26 protein-coding genes and 1 pseudogene are annotated in these 20,533 nt (G+C 67.0%); 10 read left to right on the forward strand and 17 right to left on the reverse strand.

The window, feature by feature from the left end:
• Positions 1–593: 593 nt before the first annotated feature.
• From ALI144C_RS00855 to ALI144C_RS00870, 4 genes are all read left to right on the forward strand, one after another.
• Positions 594–1,868 (forward strand): helix-turn-helix transcriptional regulator, encoded by a 1,275-nt coding sequence (locus ALI144C_RS00855; protein ID WP_076985044.1) that lies wholly within the window; start codon positions 594–596, stop codon positions 1,866–1,868.
• A 16-nt stretch (positions 1,869–1,884) separates the two neighbouring features.
• Positions 1,885–2,346, forward strand: a complete 462-nt coding sequence (locus ALI144C_RS00860; protein WP_237773889.1) for a hypothetical protein — start codon at positions 1,885–1,887, stop codon at positions 2,344–2,346.
• Entirely contained in the window at positions 2,339–2,872 is a 534-nt protein-coding gene (locus ALI144C_RS00865; RefSeq protein WP_076985045.1) for a pyridoxamine 5'-phosphate oxidase family protein, read from the forward strand. The genes ALI144C_RS00860 and ALI144C_RS00865 overlap by 8 nt, the downstream gene beginning before the upstream one ends.
• Before the next feature lie 107 nt (positions 2,873–2,979).
• Positions 2,980–3,477 (forward strand): hypothetical protein, encoded by a 498-nt coding sequence (locus ALI144C_RS00870; RefSeq protein WP_076985046.1) that lies wholly within the window; start codon positions 2,980–2,982, stop codon positions 3,475–3,477.
• 46 nt (positions 3,478–3,523) lie between these two features.
• Here ALI144C_RS00870 and ALI144C_RS00875 read toward each other — a convergent pair whose 3' ends face one another.
• The 11 genes from ALI144C_RS00875 to ALI144C_RS00920 form a co-directional block, all read right to left on the reverse strand.
• Complete coding sequence (locus tag ALI144C_RS00875) at positions 3,524–4,627, reverse strand: cytochrome P450 family protein (protein ID WP_237773890.1); 1,104 nt, start codon at positions 4,625–4,627, stop codon at positions 3,524–3,526.
• Positions 4,609–5,997 (reverse strand): cytochrome P450, encoded by a 1,389-nt coding sequence (locus ALI144C_RS57115; RefSeq protein WP_237773891.1) that lies wholly within the window; start codon positions 5,995–5,997, stop codon positions 4,609–4,611. The genes ALI144C_RS00875 and ALI144C_RS57115 overlap by 19 nt, the downstream gene beginning before the upstream one ends.
• A complete protein-coding gene (locus ALI144C_RS00880) occupies positions 5,994–6,593 on the reverse strand; it encodes a GTP-binding protein (protein ID WP_076985048.1) in 600 nt (199 codons plus the stop codon). Before ALI144C_RS00880 ends, ALI144C_RS57115 begins: the two co-directional genes overlap by 4 nt.
• Positions 6,571–6,924, reverse strand: a complete 354-nt coding sequence (locus tag ALI144C_RS00885; RefSeq protein WP_076985049.1) for a DUF742 domain-containing protein — start codon at positions 6,922–6,924, stop codon at positions 6,571–6,573. Before ALI144C_RS00885 ends, ALI144C_RS00880 begins: the two co-directional genes overlap by 23 nt.
• Complete coding sequence (locus ALI144C_RS00890; RefSeq protein WP_076985050.1) at positions 6,921–7,334, reverse strand: roadblock/LC7 domain-containing protein; 414 nt, start codon at positions 7,332–7,334, stop codon at positions 6,921–6,923. Before ALI144C_RS00890 ends, ALI144C_RS00885 begins: the two co-directional genes overlap by 4 nt.
• Positions 7,331–8,605 carry an ATP-binding protein gene (locus ALI144C_RS00895; protein WP_076985051.1) on the reverse strand — a complete coding sequence of 425 codons (1,275 nt, stop codon included), beginning with the start codon at positions 8,603–8,605 and terminating at the stop codon, positions 7,331–7,333. The genes ALI144C_RS00890 and ALI144C_RS00895 overlap by 4 nt, the downstream gene beginning before the upstream one ends.
• 344 nt (positions 8,606–8,949) lie before the next feature.
• Positions 8,950–9,312 (reverse strand): hypothetical protein, encoded by a 363-nt coding sequence (locus tag ALI144C_RS56530; RefSeq protein WP_076985052.1) that lies wholly within the window; start codon positions 9,310–9,312, stop codon positions 8,950–8,952.
• Between the two features lie 131 nt (positions 9,313–9,443).
• Positions 9,444–9,638, reverse strand: a complete 195-nt coding sequence (locus ALI144C_RS56535; protein WP_076985053.1) for a hypothetical protein — start codon at positions 9,636–9,638, stop codon at positions 9,444–9,446.
• 34 nt (positions 9,639–9,672) lie between these two features.
• A complete protein-coding gene (locus tag ALI144C_RS56540; RefSeq protein WP_076985054.1) occupies positions 9,673–10,128 on the reverse strand; it encodes a hypothetical protein in 456 nt (151 codons plus the stop codon).
• Positions 10,125–10,328, reverse strand: coding sequence for a hypothetical protein (locus ALI144C_RS00915; protein ID WP_076985055.1), 204 nt, complete (start codon positions 10,326–10,328; stop codon positions 10,125–10,127). The genes ALI144C_RS56540 and ALI144C_RS00915 overlap by 4 nt, the downstream gene beginning before the upstream one ends.
• A gap of 143 nt (positions 10,329–10,471) precedes the next feature.
• Positions 10,472–11,245: an NUDIX hydrolase gene (locus ALI144C_RS00920; RefSeq protein WP_076985056.1), complete on the reverse strand. Its 774-nt coding sequence runs from the start codon at positions 11,243–11,245 to the stop codon at positions 10,472–10,474.
• 167 nt (positions 11,246–11,412) lie between these two features.
• On the opposite strand from ALI144C_RS00920, the gene ALI144C_RS00925 reads away from it, so the two are divergent.
• Together ALI144C_RS00925 and ALI144C_RS00930 are read left to right on the forward strand one after the other, a co-directional pair.
• On the forward strand, positions 11,413–12,036 hold the full coding sequence (locus ALI144C_RS00925; RefSeq protein ID WP_076985068.1) for an SRPBCC family protein: 624 nt from the start codon (positions 11,413–11,415) through the stop codon (positions 12,034–12,036).
• A 107-nt stretch (positions 12,037–12,143) separates the two neighbouring features.
• Positions 12,144–12,917: an enoyl-CoA hydratase/isomerase family protein gene (locus ALI144C_RS00930; RefSeq protein WP_076985069.1), complete on the forward strand. Its 774-nt coding sequence runs from the start codon at positions 12,144–12,146 to the stop codon at positions 12,915–12,917.
• 12 nt (positions 12,918–12,929) lie between these two features.
• Here the strand turns inward: ALI144C_RS00930 and ALI144C_RS00935 are convergent, their stop codons facing one another.
• The 4 genes from ALI144C_RS00935 to ALI144C_RS00950 form a co-directional block, all read right to left on the reverse strand.
• The gene (locus tag ALI144C_RS00935; protein WP_076985057.1) at positions 12,930–13,889 is read right to left on the reverse strand and encodes an LLM class F420-dependent oxidoreductase; all 960 of its coding nucleotides are present in this window, start codon (positions 13,887–13,889) and stop codon (positions 12,930–12,932) included.
• Between the two features lie 28 nt (positions 13,890–13,917).
• Positions 13,918–14,613, reverse strand: coding sequence for an aspartate/glutamate racemase family protein (locus ALI144C_RS00940; protein ID WP_076985058.1), 696 nt, complete (start codon positions 14,611–14,613; stop codon positions 13,918–13,920).
• Between the two features lie 9 nt (positions 14,614–14,622).
• On the reverse strand, positions 14,623–15,204 hold the full coding sequence (locus ALI144C_RS00945) for a hypothetical protein (protein WP_143230309.1): 582 nt from the start codon (positions 15,202–15,204) through the stop codon (positions 14,623–14,625).
• An 89-nt stretch (positions 15,205–15,293) separates the two neighbouring features.
• Positions 15,294–16,592, reverse strand: a complete 1,299-nt coding sequence (locus tag ALI144C_RS00950; RefSeq protein ID WP_076985060.1) for a cytochrome P450 — start codon at positions 16,590–16,592, stop codon at positions 15,294–15,296.
• A 190-nt stretch (positions 16,593–16,782) separates the two neighbouring features.
• On the opposite strand from ALI144C_RS00950, the gene ALI144C_RS00955 reads away from it, so the two are divergent.
• From ALI144C_RS00955 to ALI144C_RS53935, 3 genes are all read left to right on the forward strand, one after another.
• Positions 16,783–17,100 (forward strand): hypothetical protein, encoded by a 318-nt coding sequence (locus tag ALI144C_RS00955; protein ID WP_143230310.1) that lies wholly within the window; start codon positions 16,783–16,785, stop codon positions 17,098–17,100.
• 79 nt (positions 17,101–17,179) lie between these two features.
• Positions 17,180–17,863 carry a DUF6766 family protein gene (locus tag ALI144C_RS00960; protein ID WP_076985061.1) on the forward strand — a complete coding sequence of 228 codons (684 nt, stop codon included), beginning with the start codon at positions 17,180–17,182 and terminating at the stop codon, positions 17,861–17,863.
• Positions 17,864–18,304: 441 nt separating this feature from the next.
• Positions 18,305–18,511, forward strand: a complete 207-nt coding sequence (locus ALI144C_RS53935; RefSeq protein ID WP_143230311.1) for a hypothetical protein — start codon at positions 18,305–18,307, stop codon at positions 18,509–18,511.
• A gap of 37 nt (positions 18,512–18,548) precedes the next feature.
• Here ALI144C_RS53935 and ALI144C_RS00965 read toward each other — a convergent pair whose 3' ends face one another.
• Positions 18,549–19,469, reverse strand: coding sequence for an IS3 family transposase (locus ALI144C_RS00965; RefSeq protein ID WP_076985062.1), 921 nt, complete (start codon positions 19,467–19,469; stop codon positions 18,549–18,551).
• Positions 19,469–19,792 carry a transposase gene (locus tag ALI144C_RS00970; protein ID WP_076985063.1) on the reverse strand — a complete coding sequence of 108 codons (324 nt, stop codon included), beginning with the start codon at positions 19,790–19,792 and terminating at the stop codon, positions 19,469–19,471. Before ALI144C_RS00970 ends, ALI144C_RS00965 begins: the two co-directional genes overlap by 1 nt.
• A gap of 593 nt (positions 19,793–20,385) precedes the next feature.
• On the opposite strand from ALI144C_RS00970, the pseudogene ALI144C_RS58825 reads away from it, so the two are divergent.
• Positions 20,386–20,533, forward strand: a pseudogene (locus ALI144C_RS58825) (IS701 family transposase); the annotation flags it as partial.

Genomic DNA, 20,533 nt, shown 5'->3' on the forward strand with positions numbered 1-20,533 from the left:
AACAACCAGGCAACCGCGAGGAGACAGCACTCCGGGCACAAACGGTGTGAATCGAGCGGCCGCTGCTCCCATACTTGCTCGACAGGAAGCCCGCACAAGGCGGTCCACGGATACTCCCGCGACACCACATGCACCCGCCCGGCGTAGTACTCGCCACGTTCCGGATTGATCCCCCACCACACCATCGCCGCCGTCTCCACCGGGTCACCTGACTGTCTCGCCGTCGACTGCCGGTACCCGGGCCGACCGCTGGTGTTCGTCCCCTGTCCTGTGCCACAGGGTCGAAGGCGGTTTACGTGAGTTGCCAGAGGATTTCCTGATCTTCACTCGGCCGGTCCGGAATTCCGTCTGCCCCATCAAGGTCAAGTCGTTTCCGACGAACCGATGCCCCAACCTCATCTATGTCGCTCCGATCCTGCGCAGATCTCGACAGCAGTTTTGATACCGTGGTCAGTGACGCCGCCCTCCTCATACAACTGGACGCGACGCCCGGAGAACCACCGCGGAAATGCCGCAGTCGGGCCGCATCGATGCCGCATCGATCGGCTTGGCCAGCGGGTAGTGAAACCGGCAACTCTGGCAGGGAGCTTCGCATGGCGGTCAAGAGAAGGGGCTTGGCCCAGTACCGAGCAATGCGTGGGCTGACTCAAGAGACCTTGGCCAATGCGTTAGGGGTCGAACGAACCACGGTGCAACGGTGGGAAGCCGGAGAGACCAAGCCACAGCCATGGTTGAGGCCGCAACTGGCCAGCACGCTCACCATCTCGACCGAACGTCTCGACTACCTGCTCTCCGGCAGCGAGACTGTAGAGGTCGACCTTGGCCCCGCCAGGGTGCGTGACCAGGACCGTCTGGAGAGCGACGAGATGAGACGCCGCGAACTGCTTCGCCTGTTCAGCACGACCGGTGCCCTTGTGGCCATGCCCATGATCGACACCGACCGCCTGTCCTACGCCGCTGACCACCCCGCTCGGGTCGACCCCACAACCTTGGACGAGTACGCCGAACTGAACCGGCACCTCTGGGGCGCGTTCTTGCGGGCACCTTCGAAGAGCGCCACGATGCCGCTGGTGCGTGACCAGTTCGAAGTCTTGTGTGCCGGCCTCAAGCATTCGCGAGGCGATGCCACCAGGAAGCGGTTGCTCGCCCTCACCGGAGACCTGCTTCAGCTGTTCGGCGAGATCCTCTTCGACGGAAACGACTACACCGCCGCCGCGTACTGCTATACGCTCGCCGCTGACGCCAGCAAAGCTGCCAACGCCTACGACTTGTGGGCCTGCGCCATGGTCCGACACTCATTTGTCGCCATTTACGACCGTCAGTTCGCACATGCCACTCCCCTGCTCGACGCCGCCGCGGCAGTCGCCAGCCGAGGTGATCAAAGCCTTTCCACCCGGCACTGGGTTTCTGTCGTGCAGGCCCAGGCATTCGCGGGTCAGGGTGAGCAGACAGCCTGTCAGCGAGCCCTTGACAAGGCCGAAGAAGTACGTCAGCTGAAGGGACCGATGCATGACGGAGGCTGGTTGCGCTTTGACGGCACTCGACTCGCCGAAGAACGAGGAAGCTGTTACGTCACTCTCGGTCGCCACGACTGGGCCGAGGATGCCCTCATCGGCGCTCTCAGTCACCCGTTGACCACACGTCGACGGGCCGCGGTGTTGACCGACCTCGCCATCTCCGGCGTACACCGCCGTGATCCGGACAAGGTCCTCGCCTACGCCACAACCGTTCTGAACCTTGCTCGGGAGACAGGCTCAGGCGTCATCACTCGCAAGCTCCTGACCCTGCGCCCCAAACTGGCACCGATGCTCACCCATCGAGCGGTACACAAACTGCATTCCGACATCACCGAGTTGGCCGTCGTCTGACCACGAGGGAGAACCGTTGCAGGTCGAACCAGGACGCGTGTTCCGCGAAGCATGGATCGCAGGCGTCACCAAGCACTACCCCGGCGAGCCCAAGGCCAGCTACATCACGCCGTGGGACGACACCCCCGAATGGGAACAGGCCAGTGCCGCGGCTGTCTACGAGCAGGTCCGGGCCTTCACCGAGATCAGCGACGGCAACACTGCCCGACTCACCCGCGAGCAAAAGGGCCGCTTCGTCGCCACCTGCTGGATCGCCCAGATCTACAAGCACATCCCCGACCCCAAGCCCGCGTACGTCGCGGACTGGGCCGACATGCCCGAGTGGCAACGCGAAACAGACTCAGACATCTTCGAACACATCGAGAAGCAGGCCTCGCAGACGATCGCGACGCGTCAGGCCCAGCCGGTACGGCATCCGCATCTTCTCGAACCGGATGTCGATATGGCCGCGACCCGTTCGACGCAGGGGTATGACTGACACCACGAAAGAGCCCACCTCGACACGTAACCTCGACCGCTACGGGTCCGCCGAGCTGCCGTGGAGCCGCCCCCGCGACGCACTGACCACTGCCACCCCCACGGCGGACCTGACGTTCTTCGTGGCCACCGTGCGACCGGACGGGCGACCGCACTCCGCGGGCGTCGGCGCCGTGTGGGTGGACGACGCGCTGTACTTCAAAGGCGGGCCGAACACACGCAGGTCCCGCAACCTGGCCGCGAATCCGGCGTGCAGCGTGTCCGTGCGCCTCACCGGCATCGATCTGGTGCTGGAAGGCGACGCCCACCGGGTTTCCGACGCCGACACCCTGGAGCGGGTTGCCGCCGTCTACCGCACGGGCGGCTGGCCCGTCACGGTGGAAGGCGACACGTTCACCGCCCCGTTCAGCGCACCCAGCGCGGGTCCGCCGCCATGGCACCTCTACCGCCTGACGCTCCGCACCGCCTTCGGTGTGGCGTCGGCGGAACCCCACGGCGCCACCCGCTGGGACTTCGCCGCCGAGTAACGCCCGCCCTTCGGGGGCCGGTCCACAGTGGACTAGAACTGGCCTTGCCGTGTCCTGATGGAACAGATCACAAGATTGGTCGGACCACAGGTGGGTAGGTAGTAGAGGTGACCACTACACCGAACGACATCGCCGAGATCCTCGCGGACGATCACTCCGACCTGGACCGCGTCTGCACGGAACTGGAAATGGACACCGGCAGTCCGGAGCACCGCAAGGAGTTAGCCGACCACCTGATCGCGCGGTTCGTCCAGCACCTCGTCGCCGAGGACCCGTTCCGGCCCGACGTCGACCACGACGAGGTCGACGACGTCATGCGGCGACTGGCGGACGCGGGACCGCAACAGCCCGGATTCGAAAGCCTGCTGGGTGCGTTCCTCCGCACTGTCCGGCAGCACGTGCACGAGACCGGCCCGGCCGTCGTCGGCAAGCTCCGGTCCTCCTGCTCCCCCGACCGGCTGCGCGAGCTCGGCAAAGCCGTGCACCAGTCCCGCGGCCGTGCCCCGTCTCTCCCCCACCCTGCGGCTTTGGACCGGTTCTCGCCACACGACCTCCTGCAACGAGGCCCCGGTCTCGTCGACCGAGCCAGGTCCGCCATGACCTGACTTTCGTGGGGACTGCCGGCGCAGCCCCCACGAAAGCCGTGTCAGCTCAGAAGAGCTTCACCGGCAGGGTGAGGTGTCCGTTGGAGATGAACGACTCGGTCGACCGCAGCTCCGACGGGTCCACGGCCAGTTCGATGTCCGGGAACCGCGTGAACAGCGCGGACAGAGCCACTTCGGCCTCCAGCCGGGCGAGCGGCGCACCCAGGCAGTAGTGGACGCCGTGCCCGAACGCGAGATGCGCCTTCTCCTCCCGCGTGACGTCATAGACGTCCGCTGTGTCGCCGTAGACGGACTTGTCCCGGCCCGCCGCCGCGTACGACGCGAGAATGGCGTCGCCCTGGCGGATCACCACATCCCCGAGGTCGATGTCCGCCACGGCGTACCGCAGTGGGAGGTTCGCGACCGGGGCCTGCCAGCGCAGCGTCTCCTCGATCACCTCGCTCCACGGCACCTCGCCCGATCGGACCATCTCCAGCTGGCGCGGATGCGTGAGCAGCGCGGTGATCGCGTGGTCGAGCAGGTTCACCGTCGTCTCGTGGCCCGCCGAGATCACCAGGATCAGGGTGTCGACGAGTTCGTTCTCCGCCAGGCTCGACCCGTCGTCCTCGCGGACGGCGATCAACCCGCTGGTGAGGTCGTCGCCCGGCTCGGCCCGCTTCAACGCCACCAGCTCGTGCATGATCCGGTACAGCTCGTGTTGGTTGGCAACGGCTTCCTCGGCGGTCAGGGTGGTGTCGAAGACACCGTCGACCACCTTGCGCAGGCCGGGCCGCGCGTCGGCCGGAACACCGAACAACCGGCAGATCACCTCGATCGGGACCGGGTAGGCGAATCCCTCACGCAGGTCCACCGGTTGCGGACGGGTGGCGAGGTCGTCGAGCAGTTCCGTGGTGATCTGCTCGATCTGCGGCCGCATCGCCGTGGTGCGACGCGGCGTGAACGCCTTCGACACCAACGAACGCAGCCTGCGGTGGTCACTGCCGTACGCGGTGAACATGTTCTGCACGGCGACCCAGATCAGCAGCGGCCACTGCTCGTCGATCTCGCCGTTGACGAACCTCGGCCAGTGCTGGCGGGGGTCCTTGGACACCCGCTGGTCGCTGAGCAGCTTGCGCAGAGCGTCCTGGCTGGTTACCGACCACGCCACCACCGAGCCAGGGAGCTCAACCAGCGTCGCCTGCCCGAGCTGGGCGAGCTTGGCTCCCTCGGTGTGGATGTCCTGTCCGGTTGGGTCGATCGTGACTGGCTCTGCGGAACGTTCCATCGGCTTTCTCCAGGTGACTCGTCGAGCGGGACGGGCACGGCAACCGGGGTGAAACGAACGGGGAGCGCGGTCAGCGCACGGTGGAAAGGCCCAGGGCGCCAGGTGAGCTGGTCGACCGGGACGGTCAATCGCATGTCGGGCAAGGTGTCCAGCAGCTTCTCGATGGCGACCGATGCGATCAGCCTGGCGTGCTGCTGCGCGGGACAGGTGTGCACCCCGGCGCTCCAGGCGAGGTGTGCCCGGTTGCCGGAACGGTGGCCGGTGGCGAGCGCCGGGTCGGTGTTGGCCGCGGCGAAGCTCAGCACGAGCGGCGTGTCGGCTGGTAGCCGAACGCCGGCGAAGTCCATGTCCTGCAAGGGATAGCTGGCCGAGTAGTTGGCCATCGGCGGGTCGGTCCACAGCACCTCGTCGAGCGCTTCCTCGACGGGCATGCTGCCACCCGACAGGTCACCGGCGAACCGCTCGTCGGACAGCAGCAGCCGGACGCCGTTGGCGATCAGGTTCTTCTCCGGCTCGGTGCCCGCGCCCATCAGCAGGACGAGCTGGTGGATGAGCTCCTCGTCGGTGAGGTTGGCCGGGTGCGCCATCATCCACGACGGCATGTCCTGGCCGGGGTTGGCCCGTTTGAGCGTGATCAGCTCGATCATGCTCTGGGTCAGCTGCTCGTTGGCCTTCTCCGGCTCGATCATGTCGAAGATGCCGATCATCCCCGCGACCATCCGCTCACCGAGTTCGGGCGGGCAGCCGTACAGGAACTGGAACATCTGCAGCGGGACCATCAGCGCGTACTCGGCGAGCAGGTCGACCTGACCGTCCTTGCCGAAGCCGCGGATCAGCCGCTCGGCGGTGCGTTCGACGTTCTCGCGCAAGGCGTTCTGGTCCACCCTGGCCAGGCTGTCGGTGACCGCGCTGCGGTAGCGTGCGTGCACCGGGCCGTCGGTGAACAGGCAGTTCGGCCGGTACATCATCATCGGCAGCACGGGGCAGTCCGCGGCCATCGTGGCTTGCCACCGGCGTGGGTCACGCGGGAACGTGCTGGGGTTGCGCAGTACCTCCAACGCCGCCTCGTAGCTGACGATCAGGTTGGCGGGCACGCCGGGGGCGAGCTCGACCGGCGCGATCGGGCCTTTCGCGCGAAGCGCCTCGTACGTCGTGGCGGGGTTCGCGGCGAACTCCGGGCCGTACAGCGGCATCCGGTCACCGTGGGCGGGGCAGCCCTTCGGCGGGGCCTGGTCGGCGGAAGGCTGGGAAGTCACGCGTTCTCCTGTACGGGGCGGGTGAGCAGGTACTCGACCAGTGCGATGACCGCGCGGGTGGACGAACCCGCGTCTCTGGCGTCGCAGGTGACCAGCGGTGTCTCCGGGAGCAGGTCGAGCGCTTCGCGCAGTTCCGTGTCCGGGAAGCTCGGGGCGTTGTCGAAGTCGTTGACGGCCACCGCGTACGGCATGCCGAACTCCTCCAACAGTCCCATCACCTCGAACGACTGCTCCAGTCTTCGCGTGTCGGCCAGTACCAGTGCACCCAGTGCGCCGACAGCGAGGTCCTTCCACAGCTGGGTGAACCGTTGCTGGCCGGGCGCGCCGAACAGGTACAGCACCAACTGATCGTTCAGGGTCAGCCTGCCGAAGTCCAGAGCCACGGTTGTCGTGCTTTTGCCGTTGACACCGTTGAGATCGTCGACGAGGGCGCCTGCCTGCGTCATCGTCTCCTCGGTGCGCAACGGGCGGATTTCCGACAGCGTGCCGACGAACGTGGTCTTGCCGACCGCGAAGTGCCCGACGATGAGCAGTTTCACGGCGGTCTGCACGGTTCGCGGCAGGTAGATGTCCTCAGAGACGGGCGCGGAGGCCATCGAGCACGTCCTTCAACAGCTGCAGGTCGGGGTGGGCGGTGCGGGGAAGCGCGGCGTGGGTGGAGATGTGGCCGCTGTCGAACAGGTCCGAGAGCAGCACCTTGGTGACGCTGATCGGCAGCGACAGGTGCGCGGCGATCTCCGCGACCGACAGCGGACCACCTCGGCACAGCTCCATCAGCCTGCGTTTTTCCGGCGTCAGGCCGGAGAACGACGCACGGGTGGCCACCACGACGGTGACCACGTCGAACGTGTTGCGTGTGGGGTGCGCCCGACCGCCGGTCACCACGTGCGGCCGGACCAGGGCCCGCTCCCGGCGGTGCGGCGTCATACCGGGCTACCCGCGTCCTGCCGCGGCGGGCTGGTGAGTTCCTTGCCCAGCCGCTGCACCAGCTCCTGCAGGCGGAACGAGACCGCCTCCATGTCGACCCGCTCGGACGCGGACACCGCGAGGTACGCGCCGGTGCCCGCGGCGACGAGGAAGACGTACCCGCCGGGGAACTCGCTGATGGTCTGCTGCCACCCGGCCGCGGTCTGCCCGCAGAACTCGGCGGTGCCGCGGGCCAGCGCCTGCAGACCGGACATGGCGGCCGCGTGCCGTTCGGCGTCGTCCCTGCTGATGCTGCTCGAGTGGGCCATCAGCAGGCCGTCGGCGGACAGCAGGATCGCGTGCATCGTCTCGGGCATCTGCATGGCGTTGTCGAGCATCCAGCCCAACTTGTTGTGCGCCGGATCGGTCATGCCTGTGGGTTCCCTTCAGCAGCGGTGGGGGACGCGGTCCGTCCGGAGCGTGTGCCGCGTTGCCACGCGCCGAGACCGGCCGCGATCTGCTCCGACGGCCGGGCGGCACCAGGTGACCCGGGCGGGGCTGACGGCGCGGCGGCCTGCTCGCCTGCCGGTTCCCGGCGCTTGCGCTTGGGCAGCCCGCCCGGCGTGCGCTTCTGTTCGGCCTCGGGAGCGGCGGCCGGAGCCGGGGCGGCGGGCACGGGCGTGGGGGCAGGTGCAGCGGGGGTGGGCAACGGCTTGTCGACCCGGGTGAGCAGCTCGGTCGGCAGGAACACGACCGCGCGCACACCGCCGTACGGCGAACGCGTGTCGACCGAGACGCGGAAGCCGTACCGGGCCGCGAGCACACCGATGACGGCGAATCCGACCTGGGGCGGGTCACCGAGGCGGCTGATGTCGCTGGCGCCGTCCCCCGCGAGCAGTCTCGCGGCGCGGCCCAGCTCCTCGGCGGTCATCCCGACACCGGCGTCGTCGACCATGATGGCGATGCCGTTGTGCGCCTGCTGGAAGTTGACCTCGACGGCCGTGTTCGGCTGCGAGTGGCGTGCGCCGTTGTCCAGCAGCTCGGCGACGGCCAGCACGACGGGCTCGACGGCCCGGCTGGTCACCGCGATGTCGGCCTCGATCGGGATGTTGACCCGGAGGTAGTCCCGGATGCGGGAGGTCGCGCCCCTGACCACGTCGGTGAGCGAGGACGCGGACCGCTGCTGCCCCGGCCACGAGCCGCAGAGCACGGCGGTGGCCTGCGCGCGGCGGCCGAGCTGGGAGTTCATGTGGTCGATGCGCAGCAGGCCCTGCAGGACGTCGGCATCGTCGTGCCGCTCCTGCATCGCGGAGATGGCGACCTGCTGCTCGTTGGCGAGGCTCTGCACCGCGCGCATCATCGACTTCAGGGTGGCCTTGGCGGACTGCTCGCCCCGCGCGGTGGCCTGCTGCACGGAATCGGCGAACAGGTCGAGCACGCGGCCGTGTGACTGCGCGAACCGGGGGTTCACCGGCCCCGGCACCTCGACCGGGCGGTTGCTCAGCGACTCGGCGAGAGCGGGGATGCGCGCGTTGACGAGGTGTGCTTCCTCAGCGGCCCACGCGTCGGTGACGGCCTGGGCGCCGGTGGCCTGTTCGCGCAGATCCGCGGTGATCCGGCGTTGGCGCACCAGCAAGACAACGGCGACGAGCACCGCGGCCAGAGCGAACCAGAACGCCACCGCGAGTGTCTGTTGATCCATCGAATCCTCTGGTGCGGACGGACGGTTTCCTACAACCGTGCGGTTGTCGATCGCTGATCTGTATCACGGCGACAGCGGCTACTCCAAGCCGACGTGACCGTTTCCCTCCAATGGAGCAGCATCAGTGAATACGGGTATAACATATGTCCAAAGTAGACACTTTTTGCGGGCACCCGGAACGGGGGTTTCCGCAGTTCCCAGCGCCGATGCGCAATCAGGCGAAACAACGGCCGAAAGTTGTCACGCCGGAAACAACCTCCCCCGAGCCGTCTGCCCACACTGTGGGAGCGCGTCCAAGCAGCGAGCCGGGGCGGCGCACGACTTCGCCCCGGCTCGCCTGCTTGCTACGTGGCCGCATCGGCCAACGCGCTCTCGGGGCCCGGCGGACGGCCACCCCGGCCGAGGCTGTCGCGATCGATCCAGCTCTTGCCCTCCGCCGCGATGCCCTCGAGGATATGGAGGATATGGGCGAATCCTGCCGAATCGAGAGTGATCTCCGACAACGCGACAAGACTTTCCCCGTCTTCGATCTGCTGACTCGGCTCCACGACCGGATGTTGCGCGTCGAACCGGTAGTTGTTGCGTTCCTGGCCGTTGCAGACCACGTGTTCGAAGTCGAGCCGGGTGCTGACCTCCCGGACACCGTCCTGCGTGATCAGCAACAGCCGGATGTCGTATTTGGAGTACCGCCACGGGCCATCCTTCACACGCTCGTTTGTAGGGCTTCGACGGCGCTTGCAGGAAGGCATGGGTGATGACCTCCCGCCACACCAGCCCGTAGGGGCGCAGTGCGGCGTCGAGCACCATGATCTTGTCACAGCGCAGCCAGTCCTCCATCTCACGCTCGGACGGGCTGTGCCGGAACCAGTGCGATGACCACGACGAGCGACGCGGCCACCAAAGCGGTCGACGCAAGTGAACACACGGCTTTCGTCCTGGTGTCAGCCCGGTAGCGGTCCCGGTGGGAGAACAGGGTTCCTTTGTTCCACTTTGTCCGGACATCCATGGCGAGGTAGCCGATCAACCAGTTCACGCGCTCGACCTTGATCCGTGCCTCGCGATAGAGTTCACACAGGCGATACCGGCGGCGACTGCGCCGTGGACCAGACCTGAGCCCTCAGGCGATCTCCCGGGACCGTGCTCTTCGCGGCCGGTGCCCGCACCCGTGGTCCGACCGGATCCGGGTGGAAGTATGCCCATACGCGGTCGCGTCTGCCGTTGCTCAAGCGGGTGTCTTCGGCATCTTGACGGCTGTCCGCCCAAACGGTGTCCTTCATGCCGGTGAGCACCAGATCAAGGTGACGGACGATCTTGTCACGCTGCGTCGCCGGAAGATCGTGCAGCCTCGTCAGCGCCGCCCTGTGCTCGCGGTCTCCGTCTTTCAAGCTGTCCACTTCGTACTTCCTTTGCGGTGAGGCATCCGGGCTTACGAAGTACACAGTGGAGTTGTGCACCCACTCGGCCTGGTTTCCAACCGTCGCGCCATCCCCGGCGATGTTCGCGTTGTCGGCGTGTTCGATCACGACAGCCCCTGCACGGCTACGATCACAGCCACGACCTTCGTCGACAACTCAGTCACGTCCACGACGAGACCACGCAGCCGCTTGAGAGCCAGGACCACTTTGCTCCGTCCATGCGGAGTCTTGTCCTCCAACGCCTTACCGGCGATGTCGAGTTCAGCGGCCGCCGCGTAGGTGGCGTCGTGTAGTGGTTCCGGATCCACGACGCCTCGTGGGAGATGTGCGAGTTCTGAACGATCTCACCGGCCGCGACCGCTCCGAAGTGGACCTTGGGGGACGTCGTCGCGTGCCCCGCTTGTGCACACGCACCTGGAGGTCGACCAGTTTGCGCCGTACGGCGTCGTACTCAAGGTTCAGGGCGGTGAGCATCACCACCGGGTTGTTCGTCATCCTTGTTCCCCTCGCTCATGTCGGCCGTTTCGGGCCGGACGATCGGCGGGTACAACGCCGTCCGGTCTCCTGCTCGAAACAGCCGCGCGGGGCGTCCACCCGTTGTCCTGCGGTCCGGTCCAACGGGCACGATGAAGCCCTCGGTCTTCTGGACCTTGCGGTAGAAGTTCCGCGGATCGAGCTGGACGCCCCACACCGCTTCGTACACTTGCTGCAGCTCCGAAATGGTGAACCTCTCGCCGCAGAACGCGGTCGCGAGCGCCGTGTGTTCCAGTTTGCCGCGCGCTCGCTCCACTCCGTCCGCGACTATGCGCCGGTGGTCGAAGGCCAGCTCCATCGCTCCGGAAAGCACCCTCTCGACCGGTTGCCAGCTCGCGCCGGACGCGTCACTCCCCGCGACAGGCTCCGGCAGGCCAGGCGCGATCGCCAGGTACGCGATGGACACGACCCGCCTGCGTGGGTCCCGGCCAGGCGCTCCGTAGGCGCTCAACTGCTCGAGGTGCAAGCGCACTCCATCGAGGTCCGTCTCCTCGTGCAACTCTCGACGAGCTGCCGTCAGCAAGTCCTCCTCGTCGTTGTTCAGGAACCCGCCCGGCAGGGCCGGGTGCCCGCGATACGGCTCGACGCCGCGTTCCACGAGCAGCACATGCAGCTGTGCGTCACGCAACGTGAGGATCAGCAGATCGACCGCGATCAGGACCGCCGGTGGCGACCAGGACTCGTCGGTCATGACGTCGACACTAGCCTTCTTGTCAGATTGACATAAAGGCTCCGTTCGAGTGGTCCGAGCGAGTACGTAACGGAACGATCTACGCAATTCCCACCGACGCGACCCCGCACAGCGGCGAGACAAGGTTGAGCCATCACGAGCCGAACAGCACGACCGAGGAGATCATCATGCGTACCGTCCGCCGCGCCGCCCTGCTCACCATCCCGCTCGCCGCGGTCATCGGTGCCGCGCCTGCGCAAGCCGCCACCGACGGCGCGAACGCCACCGCCGCGGCGTCCTCGTTGACGTGCCGGGGTCAGGGTGTCGATCCGTCGGCCAAGATCCGGTACCGCACGGAAACGTTCATCGACGCGCCGTTGCACACGGTGTGGAAGGTGCAGACCGACATCAACCGGTGGCCGGAGTGGCAGAAGCCCGTCACCACCGCGCAGCGCCTCGACCGCGGCCCGCTGCGAAAGCACTCGCAGTTCCGCTGGACCACCCCGGTGCCGCAGACGCCCGTCACCCCGCCGACCACCCTGGTGATCACCTCGACGGTCGAGCAGTTGCAGCAGGGCAAGTGCATCCGCTGGACCGGGCCCGCGATCGGTGACGGCCTGCGGATCGATCGCGGTGTGCACGTCTGGAACTTCGTCAAGGTCCGCGGCGGCACCATCGTGCGCACCGAGGAAACCCACACCGGCCAGCAGGTCGAGTCGAACGCACCGCTGGCCAACGAGTTCCTCGCCCAGGGTCTGCGGGCATGGCTGGCCGACCTCAAGACGACCGCCGAGGCCCACTGCGACCGCTGACCGGACATGGCCAGCGTCGGTGTAATCCGGGCCACAGGGCACTGCTGGGACGGCGAGGGCACGGTGGACACTTCAGATCCGCCAATGACAGGAGTCAGCCCGTGCACCTGCTTCGCCTCGACCGTGACCCGACCGGCCTGGCCGTGCTGACGATCGACGCGCCACCGCTGAACCTGTACACCGCGCGGCTGCAGGACGAGTTCGCCGAGGCGATCGGGCTGCTCGAGGCCCGACCGCCGAGGGCGGCATTGCTCCGCGCGGAAGGCAAGGTGGTCAGCGGTGGCGTCGACGTGTCGCTGTTCGACGAGCAGTCCGACGCCGACCAGGCCAAGCACCTGTTCGACCAGATGCTCGACGTGCCGGAGCGGATCGCCGCGTTGCCGTTCCCCACGGTGTTCGCCGCGCACGCGCTGTGTCTGACGTGGACATTCGAGGTCGCGCTGGCGTGTGATCTGCTGGTGGCGTCGGAGAAAGCCCAGTTCGGGCTGGTGGAGAACGTGATCGGGCTGACGCCGACGATGGGCGGCACGCAGCGGCTCGCCGCTCGTGCCGGGGTGGCGCGGGCCAAGGAGTTCGTGTTCACCGGCGACCGCTACCCAGCGGCGACGTTGCACGAATGGGGCGTGGTCAACCGGGTACTCCCCCAGGCCGGGTTCGACGAGGCCGCCCGCGCGTTCGCGGCTCGGCTGGCCACCGGCCCGACCCGTGCGCACGCGGCGACCAAGCAGGTGCTCGCGCACTACGAACACGGCGGCGTGGCCGAGGCCAACCAGCACGTCACCCGGATCGCGGCCGACCTGTTCGAAACCGAGGACCTGCGCACCGGAATCCGTTCGTTCCTGACCGACGGACCCGGCAAGGCCACCTTCGGCGGCGGCTGAAACCGGAGCCGATCACTTCCGGCTGAGCTCGGGGAACACCTTGTGCTGCCAGAAGTCGAAGAAGGCGTCCTGGTCCGGCCCGATCTGCTGCACGTAGACCTCGTCGAATCCCGCGTCGACGTGCTCCTGCACGGCTTCGGCGAACGGCCGCGGGTCCGGTCCGCACGGCAGCGCCTCGGCGACCATCTCTTCGGTCACGAGCTGCGAAGCCTGTTCGAAGTGCCGTGGTGTGGGCAGGACCTGGGCCAGCTCCCCCGGCAGGTGCTCGTTGGGCCAGAGGCGGTGCGCGGTCGCCACACCTTCTTGCTTGGTCGGGGCGTGGCACACCTTCAGTGCCGACTGCGCGGGCTTGTCCCCGCCACCCGCGTCACGGAACTTCCGCAGCAGGTCGGCGTCCGGCATCACGCAGATGAACCCGTCGCCGATCCGGCCCGCCAACTGCACGGCCTTGGGCCCGAATCCCGAGACGTAGATCGGCACGGGGTGGTCGGGCAACGTGTGGATCCGGGCGTTCTCCACCGTGTAGTGGTCACCGTGATGGGTGACCTCGTCGCCGCTGTGCAGCTTGCGGATCACCTCGACGGCCTCCTCCAGCATGCTCAGCCTGATGCCCGCGGACGGCCACCGGTCGCCGAGGATGTGCTCGTTGAGTGCCTCGCCGCTGCCCACTCCGAGCGTGAACCGGCCGTTGAGCTGCACCGCCGCGGTCGCGGCGGCCTGGGCGACGACCGCGGGGTGGATGCGGAAGGTCGGGCACGTCACGGCGGTGGTGATCGGCAGCGTGGTCACTTCCGACAGCGCGCCGATCACCGACCACACGAACGGGCTCTGCCCCTGTTCACCGTTCCACGGGTGGAAGTGGTCGGAGATCCACAGCCGCTCGAACCCGGCCGCCTCGGCCATCTTGGCCTGGCGGACCAGCTCCTTGGGCCCGAACTCCTCACAGGACAGAAAGTATCCGAAGCTCGTCATGCAACGCGGTTACCCACCTGGGCGTGCCTCACGCAGGGTCGTCCAGGGCGGCGTCGACGGCGGCGCGGGCGAGCAGGTCCGTGGAGTCGAGCGTCGGCAACGGCGACGCGTCCGGGGTGAGCAGGATCGGGTGTTCCGTGCACACCAGTGCGACGGCGTCGCAGCCCTCGGCACGCAGGCTGGAGACGACGGCGGCGAACCGGTCGCGTGCGGCCTGGGTGAACACGCCGTGCACGAGTTCGTCGAACGTGATCCGCTGGATGTCGTCCTGGTCGGCCGGTGACGGCGCCCTGCTCGCGATGCCGTGGGCAGCGAACGCCTTCGGGTACATCTGCGCGGTCATCGTCCAGCGCGTGCCCAGGATTCCGACGGAGTGGAAGCCGCGGGCGGCGGCTTCGGCGGCGACCACCTCGGCGATGTGCAGGCCCGGCAGGGCGAGCCGCGGGCCGGGGAGGTCGATGGCGAGGTGCGCGGTGTTGTCCGGGCAGATGTAGAAGTCGCATCCCGCACGGGCGAGGCGGGCGACGCTCTCGGCGAGGATGGCCCGCACCGCGGCGCGGTCGCCGGATTCCCAGGCGGGCATGCTGCGTCCCATGGCGATGCAGTCCAACGTGATGTCCGGGTGCTGGTAGGCGCCCAGTCGTTGCTCGCTGTGCCTCGCGATCGCCTGGTAGCAGTGGGCCGAGCCGGGGATGGAGTGTCCGAGGATTCCTATGTGCCGCACACAGCCAGCTTAGGCGTTCTGTGCCTGCAGCCGGTTGCCGAGCAGACCGGTGAACCCCGCCTGGAGTGCCCGGCGGTGCCGACGCGTCCCGAATCGCGAGTAGTGGAACTCCACACCGTCCACCATGCGCACAGTGACCACCACGCGGCGCCAGTGGTGCGTCGCACGGGCACCTACCACCGCGTGCGCGGGAAGCACCATCAGCAAGCCCTGCGGCTCCCGCGCGGACACACCGAACAGACGCCGCCTGCCCTTGCGGGTGAGCAGGCCGAAGATCACGAGGATGCCCGCGACGAACTCGACGATGGCCGCGATCAGGCCGTACAGCACGAGACCGACCAGCAGCACCGCGCCGGGCACCGCGAACGCGAAAGCGACCTGCTTCGGTGCGTCGAAGGCGAAGACCGGGATGGCCCCGATCCAGGCCAGGACCAGGCTGAGGCCGAAACTCCACCAGAACCAGGTCCTCAGGTCGCCCGGCGTGACCGGGCAGCGCCGGATCTCCCAGCCCTGCGGCGTGAACGTCACACTGACACGGCCATGCGGCCTCGATCGCACTGCGGAAACCACAGTCCCCCACGGATTGGTCATACGCGCACCCTAGCTGGGCTGGTCGTCCGCGAGAGCAACGGTCTGCTGTCTCAGCAGGACACTCGCGCCCAGCACCTGCACACCGTGCCTCAGCCGCGGGACGTCAACGTCATCCTGATGTCGTCTCGCGCCCACAGCACGAACCGTTCGACAGGGGTGACGACGTGCCCCGGCACCGGCGTGAACTCGAAACGCTTGACCAGCACGGCAACCACGAGCTTGATCTCGGCCATCGCCAGCGCGGCGCCCTCGCAGCTGCGGGGTCCGAAGCCGAACGGGATGAACGCGAACTTCGCCCTCCGCTCGGACGCGGCCGGGGTGAACCGGTCGGGATCGAACCGCTCGGGGTCCGGCCACTGCGCCGGGTTCAGGTGGATCGCCCAGATCGGGTACATCAGCGTCGTGCCCGCCTGGACCCGGTAGCCGCCGATTTCCGTGTCCTGCGCGAGTTCCCTTGCCGCGTAAGGACCTGGCGGGTATCGCCGCATCGACTCCTTCACCACGCGGTCGAGGTAGTCGAGGGCTTTCAGGTCGTCGTAGGACGGCGCGGGGCGGTCGCCGAGCACGCCGTCCACCTCGTCGCGGAGCCGTCCGGCGATCTCGGGGTGCCCGGCCAGCAGGTGCAACGCCCATGACACCGCCACACCGGAGGTGTGGTACCCGGCCATCACGACGACGAGCACGGTGTCCCTGATCCGCGCCGGATCCCAGCCGGACTCGGCCAGCATGCCCATCAGCCCGGAGCCCCGCGGCCGCGAGTTCAGGACCTGCGTGACGGTCTCGCGCACGTAGGCCAGTGCCTCGGCGGCCCCTTCCGCACCCAGCGCTGACGGCAACCCGTACTGCCGTGCCACGTATTCGGCAATCAGGTCGCGAAAGGCCGCGCTGGTCCGGCGGGACGACCCCAAGTCGCCACCCAGCGCGTACTCGCAGATGAGCCGCAACGACAGCTCACTGAGGTCCTCCTGCAGCGCCACCTCCCCCGTCTGGGCCGCCCACCGGTCCGCCAGTTCCAGCGTCATCCGCGTGAACGCGTCGAAATGCGCCTCGTGCGACCGGTGATTGCCCAGGGCGGACAACAGCAACCGCCGCCACGGCACGTGTTCGGCTTCCCCGATCGTCTGCAGGTTCCCCGCTTCGAACAACGGCGAGAGGAACTCGAACAACTCCTGGGGCCGCTGGTTGATCATCGACGTCGCGGCCAGCAGTTCCGGGTCCGCCACGGACACCACCCGGGCGTTCGGCAATTCGAACCGCGCGACCGGTCCGTGTCGTTCGTGCAGATCCAGCTGGAACGTGTGCAACCCGCCCGCGGCCGCGATGTCGTCGAGGTTGCCGTTCGGAGGTGTCGGTGCCGGTCCGGGAATCTCGTGCCAGTCAGCGCTCACCCCCTCGATGGTCGGCCAGATCCGTGTTCTCGGCAACCACCCGAAGGTTCGGCCGCTCGCTGACGCCTGATCGACAACGGTTAGCCCAGCGCACCGTGGGGTAACCAGCCCCATGCGCGTCGTGTGCATGTGTGTTGCGGCTGTCGCTCTGCTCGTGGCCGGATGCTCGGGTTCAGCGGAGGACACGGTGGTGCGCGACACCGCTGATCGGTTCGTCACCGCGCTCGCCCGTGACGACGGGCGCGTCGCCTGCGCGCTGCTGGCTCGCGAAGCTGTCCGGCACATCGACGACCTGCGGCCCGAAGGCTGCGACCAGGCGCTGTCCACCCTGCGCCTGCCAACGGACCGGCCGACGGCCGTGTCCAGATGGGACGAAACGGCCCAGGCCCGCTCCGGGCACGACACGCTGTTCCTGCGCAAGTTCCACGAGGGCTGGCGGATCATCGGCGCCGGATGCGCACCGTCCTCCGACAGCGGCCCTTATCGATGCAAGGTTGACGGATCGTGATCGCGCGCGGCATCCTCGTGGTGTACCTCGTGCTCGTCGTCGGCGGGCTGATCTACATGATCGCCATCGGGTTGGCGTCGTGAACCGCGCGACCCGGTATCTGCGGGACAACGGCCTGAGCCTGGGGTTCGGCCTGCTGTTCCTGCTGGCGCTGGCAGGCCAGGCGGTCGCCGGGCACGCCGACCACAACGACCGGCTGGCCGCGATGTCGGCACCACCGGTCAGCTTCGGCGCCTACGTGACCTCGGCGGACTTCGCCGTGGACGTCGCGGAGAACTGGCAGTCGGAGTACCTGCAGTTCTTCCTGTACGTCCTGCTCACGATCTGGCTGATGCAGCTGGGTTCCCCCGAGTCGAAGCACCCGCGCGACATCGGCCTGGAGTCCCGGTCGGACCAGGCTGTCGGCCGCCACGCCCGCCAGGATTCCCCGCTCTGGGCACGCGTCGGCGGCTGGCGGACGCTGCTGTTCTCCTGGTCGCTGAGCCTGACCATGTGCGGGCTGTTCCTGCTGTCCTTGCTGGCCCAGTCCGTTGCCGGGCACAGCGCGTACAACTCCGACCAGGTGGGGCGCCTGCAGGATCCCGTCGGTTACGGCGAGTACCTGGTGTCCGCCGACTTCTGGAACCGGACGCTGCAGAACTGGCAGTCGGAGTTCCTCGCCATCGGCTCGATGGCCGTCTTCAGTGTCTACTTGCGACAACGCGGCTCTCCTGAGTCCAAACCGGTCGGTGCCGCGCACGCGACCACCGACCAGTCGGGTTGACTGGTCTGTCCCGGCGACCGATTCCGGACACGCCCCTTGGAGTTCCTGGCAAGTTGATCACTTGTGGTGCCTGAAGGTTCATGATCGTTGATCATGAACGAGCCCGGAAAGGTGAGCAGCCGCCATGGATCGTCCCGGACGACCTGGGGAAACGAATCGAGCCACTGTTGCCCCGCTGGAATACGCGTTGTCCCGGCCAGGCCCAAGCGGCTGACTCTAAACCAACACACAACGGGCTGGTACGTAACCAACACAGCGCACCCAGCGCCGGAAACCGAACCCCTGGCTGGAAACCGCACTCCAACGCAACCAACAGCGCAAAGCAATCAGACATTATCCGTGAAAACCAGCCCCAGCGACAAGCAGGCCACAAGTAGGCAGACCGTAACTCAACCGTGGCCACCGCTGGTAAAATAGCACTGTTTCCGATAAACTGGACTTATGCCCGAACAGCTCGCTGTTCCATTCCGTCCGGTAGGTCAACCACCACACATCCCGCTCACCGAGATGACACGGGATCAAGTTCTTGACTATGTGATAGACCGTCACCGGCAACGTAACCAAATCGACGGCGAAATCGTGCAAGCGTACGCCCGGTTCGCGGAACTGACCCCGCCACAACGCAGCGGAATCACCATCGGCGACTGAGGTTCACCCCGAACGGTGGACAGGGGCTTAAGCAGTTTCAGGCGGCAGTCGCTTGGAGTGACTTCTCGTAGTCGTGGGGACTGAGCATCCCGAGTGCGGAGTGCCGCCGAGTACTGTTGTAGAACTCGATCCACTTGTCAACCGCGCCAACAAGTTCCGCCTTGGTGGCGTAGACGTGCCGGTAGAACTCCTCGTGTTTGAACGTTGACCAGAACGACTCGGCTGGACTGTTGTCCCAGCAGATCCCGGTCGCGCCCATCGAGCGCCGCAGGCCGTGGCGGAAGCACGCTTGCGCGGTCAGATGTGCCGTGTACTCACCGCCGCGGTCGGAATGCAGGACTGTGCCACGGGATCGGCCGCCTCTGGTGGTCACGGCGGCCTCGATCGCGGTGGAGACCATCTCGGCACTGATGCGGCCGGCGACGCTGTGCCCGAGCACTTTCCGGGAGTGCCCGTCGCGGATCGCGCACAGGAACATCTCACCCTCACCGCAGGACAGATAGGTGATATCGGTGAACCATACGGCGTCCAGGCGGCCCTGGTCGAAGCTGCGGCCGACCAAATCCGGCGGGAACGACGCGGCCGGATCGACCACTGTGGTCTTGATCTTGAACGTGCGGGGGCTGATGCCCTCGATTCCGACCTCGGCCATGACCTTGGCGACCGTCTTGGCGCTCACTGTCTCGCCCTGGCCACGCAACTCGGCGGTGATCCGTGGTGACCCGTAGGTCCCATCAGATTCCCTGTGCGCCTGGGTGATCTTGGCCTCCAGGTCGGCGCGGCGCTGCTGCCGCGGCGTCAGCACCGTGGCCACAGCACGTTTCACGTGCGCGTAGTAGCCGGAACTGGACACACCCAACAGCCGGGCCATCCGCCGGACCGAGAACCGTGCGTCGCGCGGTGAGCTGATGCCGCCAGTCCCCGGGTCGTTGTCGTTGGAGGCGGCGTACTTGGCCATCAGCTCGAACCGGGTCGATTCTTCTGCATCGCGGCAAAGTACGCCGAAGCTTTTACCAGGAACTGGTTGTCTTTCTCCAGCTCGGCCACTTGTCGGCGCAGCCGCTGCAACTCGGCTCGTTCCGCTGGCTCCAGGGGCGTGTCCCCGTGGGCCTCGGCCGCGGTGATCCTGCGTCGTTCGTGTTTGACCCACACGCTCAACATTCCCGGGTCAATCCCCAGCTCACGAGCCACTTCAGAGATCGTCCGACCAGAATCGATCACCCGATGCGCAGCCTCGACCTTGTACTCAGCCGTATACGACCGGCGCTGACGAGGAGGCATGACAGACATCCTTCCAGCAGGAACACAATCCTGCTAACTCGGTGTCCACTGCCCGGGGTGAACCTCAGTTCACCACTCCCGGGCGCAGGACTGTGCTTACCACGCCCGTTGGGTATGACGTTCCGCCGTTCTAGCTGATTGCCAGCGTGGGCCACGGTTGAGTTACGGTCTGCCTACTTGTGGCCTGCTTGTCGCCGGGGCTGGGTTTACCGGATAATGTCTGATTGCTTTGCGCTGTTGGTTACATTGGAGTGCGGTTTCCAGCCAGGGGTTCGGTTTCCGGCGCTGGGTGCACTGTGTTGGTTACGTACCAGCCCGTTGTGTGCTGGCCGAGAGTTCCTGACAGAAGATTTTGACGTGTCGGTAGCAGATAACGCATGGGCCAGACCGAGAAACGCCTCGCGGGTGTCGGCTCGGCGATCACGTGGTGCTTGAGCCTGGCCGGGCGCGATCGACTGGACTCGGCTCATGATCAACGACCATGAGCCTTCAGGCACCACAACTGATCAACTTGTTAGGAACTCTAATACTGCAACGACAGGTTGTAATCTAGCTGCGTATCGTGATAGTTGATCTTGGTGTTGGTGGAAGAGATGGCGGCTGGGTGGTCGGCGAGTTTCGAGGCGTTCATGGGTCGGTTCGCCGCGCGGTTTCCCAGGGTCGAGTCCCGGCGGCAGATGCGGTCGTACGTGCGAGGCTTGCTCAGCGAGACCGAGCGGAAGAACGGTTGGACGCTGGCCG

Origin of the sequence: Actinosynnema sp. ALI-1.44, from assembly GCF_001984155.1 — a bacterium.
Lineage (GTDB): Bacteria > Actinomycetota > Actinomycetes > Mycobacteriales > Pseudonocardiaceae > Kibdelosporangium.

Coding starts and splice junctions, on each gene's coding strand:
- ALI144C_RS00855 (WP_076985044.1), top strand. CDS start 594: ATGGCGGTCAAGAGAAGGGGCTTGGCCCAGTACCGAGCAATGCGTGGG.
- ALI144C_RS00865 (WP_076985045.1), top strand. CDS start 2,339: ATGACTGACACCACGAAAGAGCCCACCTCGACACGTAACCTCGACCGC.
- ALI144C_RS00880 (WP_076985048.1), bottom strand. CDS start 6,593: ATGGCCTCCGCGCCCGTCTCTGAGGACATCTACCTGCCGCGAACCGTG.
- ALI144C_RS00885 (WP_076985049.1), bottom strand. CDS start 6,924: ATGACGCCGCACCGCCGGGAGCGGGCCCTGGTCCGGCCGCACGTGGTG.
- ALI144C_RS00890 (WP_076985050.1), bottom strand. CDS start 7,334: ATGACCGATCCGGCGCACAACAAGTTGGGCTGGATGCTCGACAACGCC.
- ALI144C_RS00895 (WP_076985051.1), bottom strand. CDS start 8,605: ATGGATCAACAGACACTCGCGGTGGCGTTCTGGTTCGCTCTGGCCGCG.
- ALI144C_RS00920 (WP_076985056.1), bottom strand. CDS start 11,245: ATGACCGACGAGTCCTGGTCGCCACCGGCGGTCCTGATCGCGGTCGAT.
- ALI144C_RS00925 (WP_076985068.1), top strand. CDS start 11,413: ATGCGTACCGTCCGCCGCGCCGCCCTGCTCACCATCCCGCTCGCCGCG.
- ALI144C_RS00935 (WP_076985057.1), bottom strand. CDS start 13,889: ATGACGAGCTTCGGATACTTTCTGTCCTGTGAGGAGTTCGGGCCCAAG.
- ALI144C_RS00945 (WP_143230309.1), bottom strand. CDS start 15,204: ATGACCAATCCGTGGGGGACTGTGGTTTCCGCAGTGCGATCGAGGCCG.
- ALI144C_RS53935 (WP_143230311.1), top strand. CDS start 18,305: ATGCCCGAACAGCTCGCTGTTCCATTCCGTCCGGTAGGTCAACCACCA.
- ALI144C_RS00965 (WP_076985062.1), bottom strand. CDS start 19,469: ATGGCCAAGTACGCCGCCTCCAACGACAACGACCCGGGGACTGGCGGC.
- ALI144C_RS00970 (WP_076985063.1), bottom strand. CDS start 19,792: ATGCCTCCTCGTCAGCGCCGGTCGTATACGGCTGAGTACAAGGTCGAG.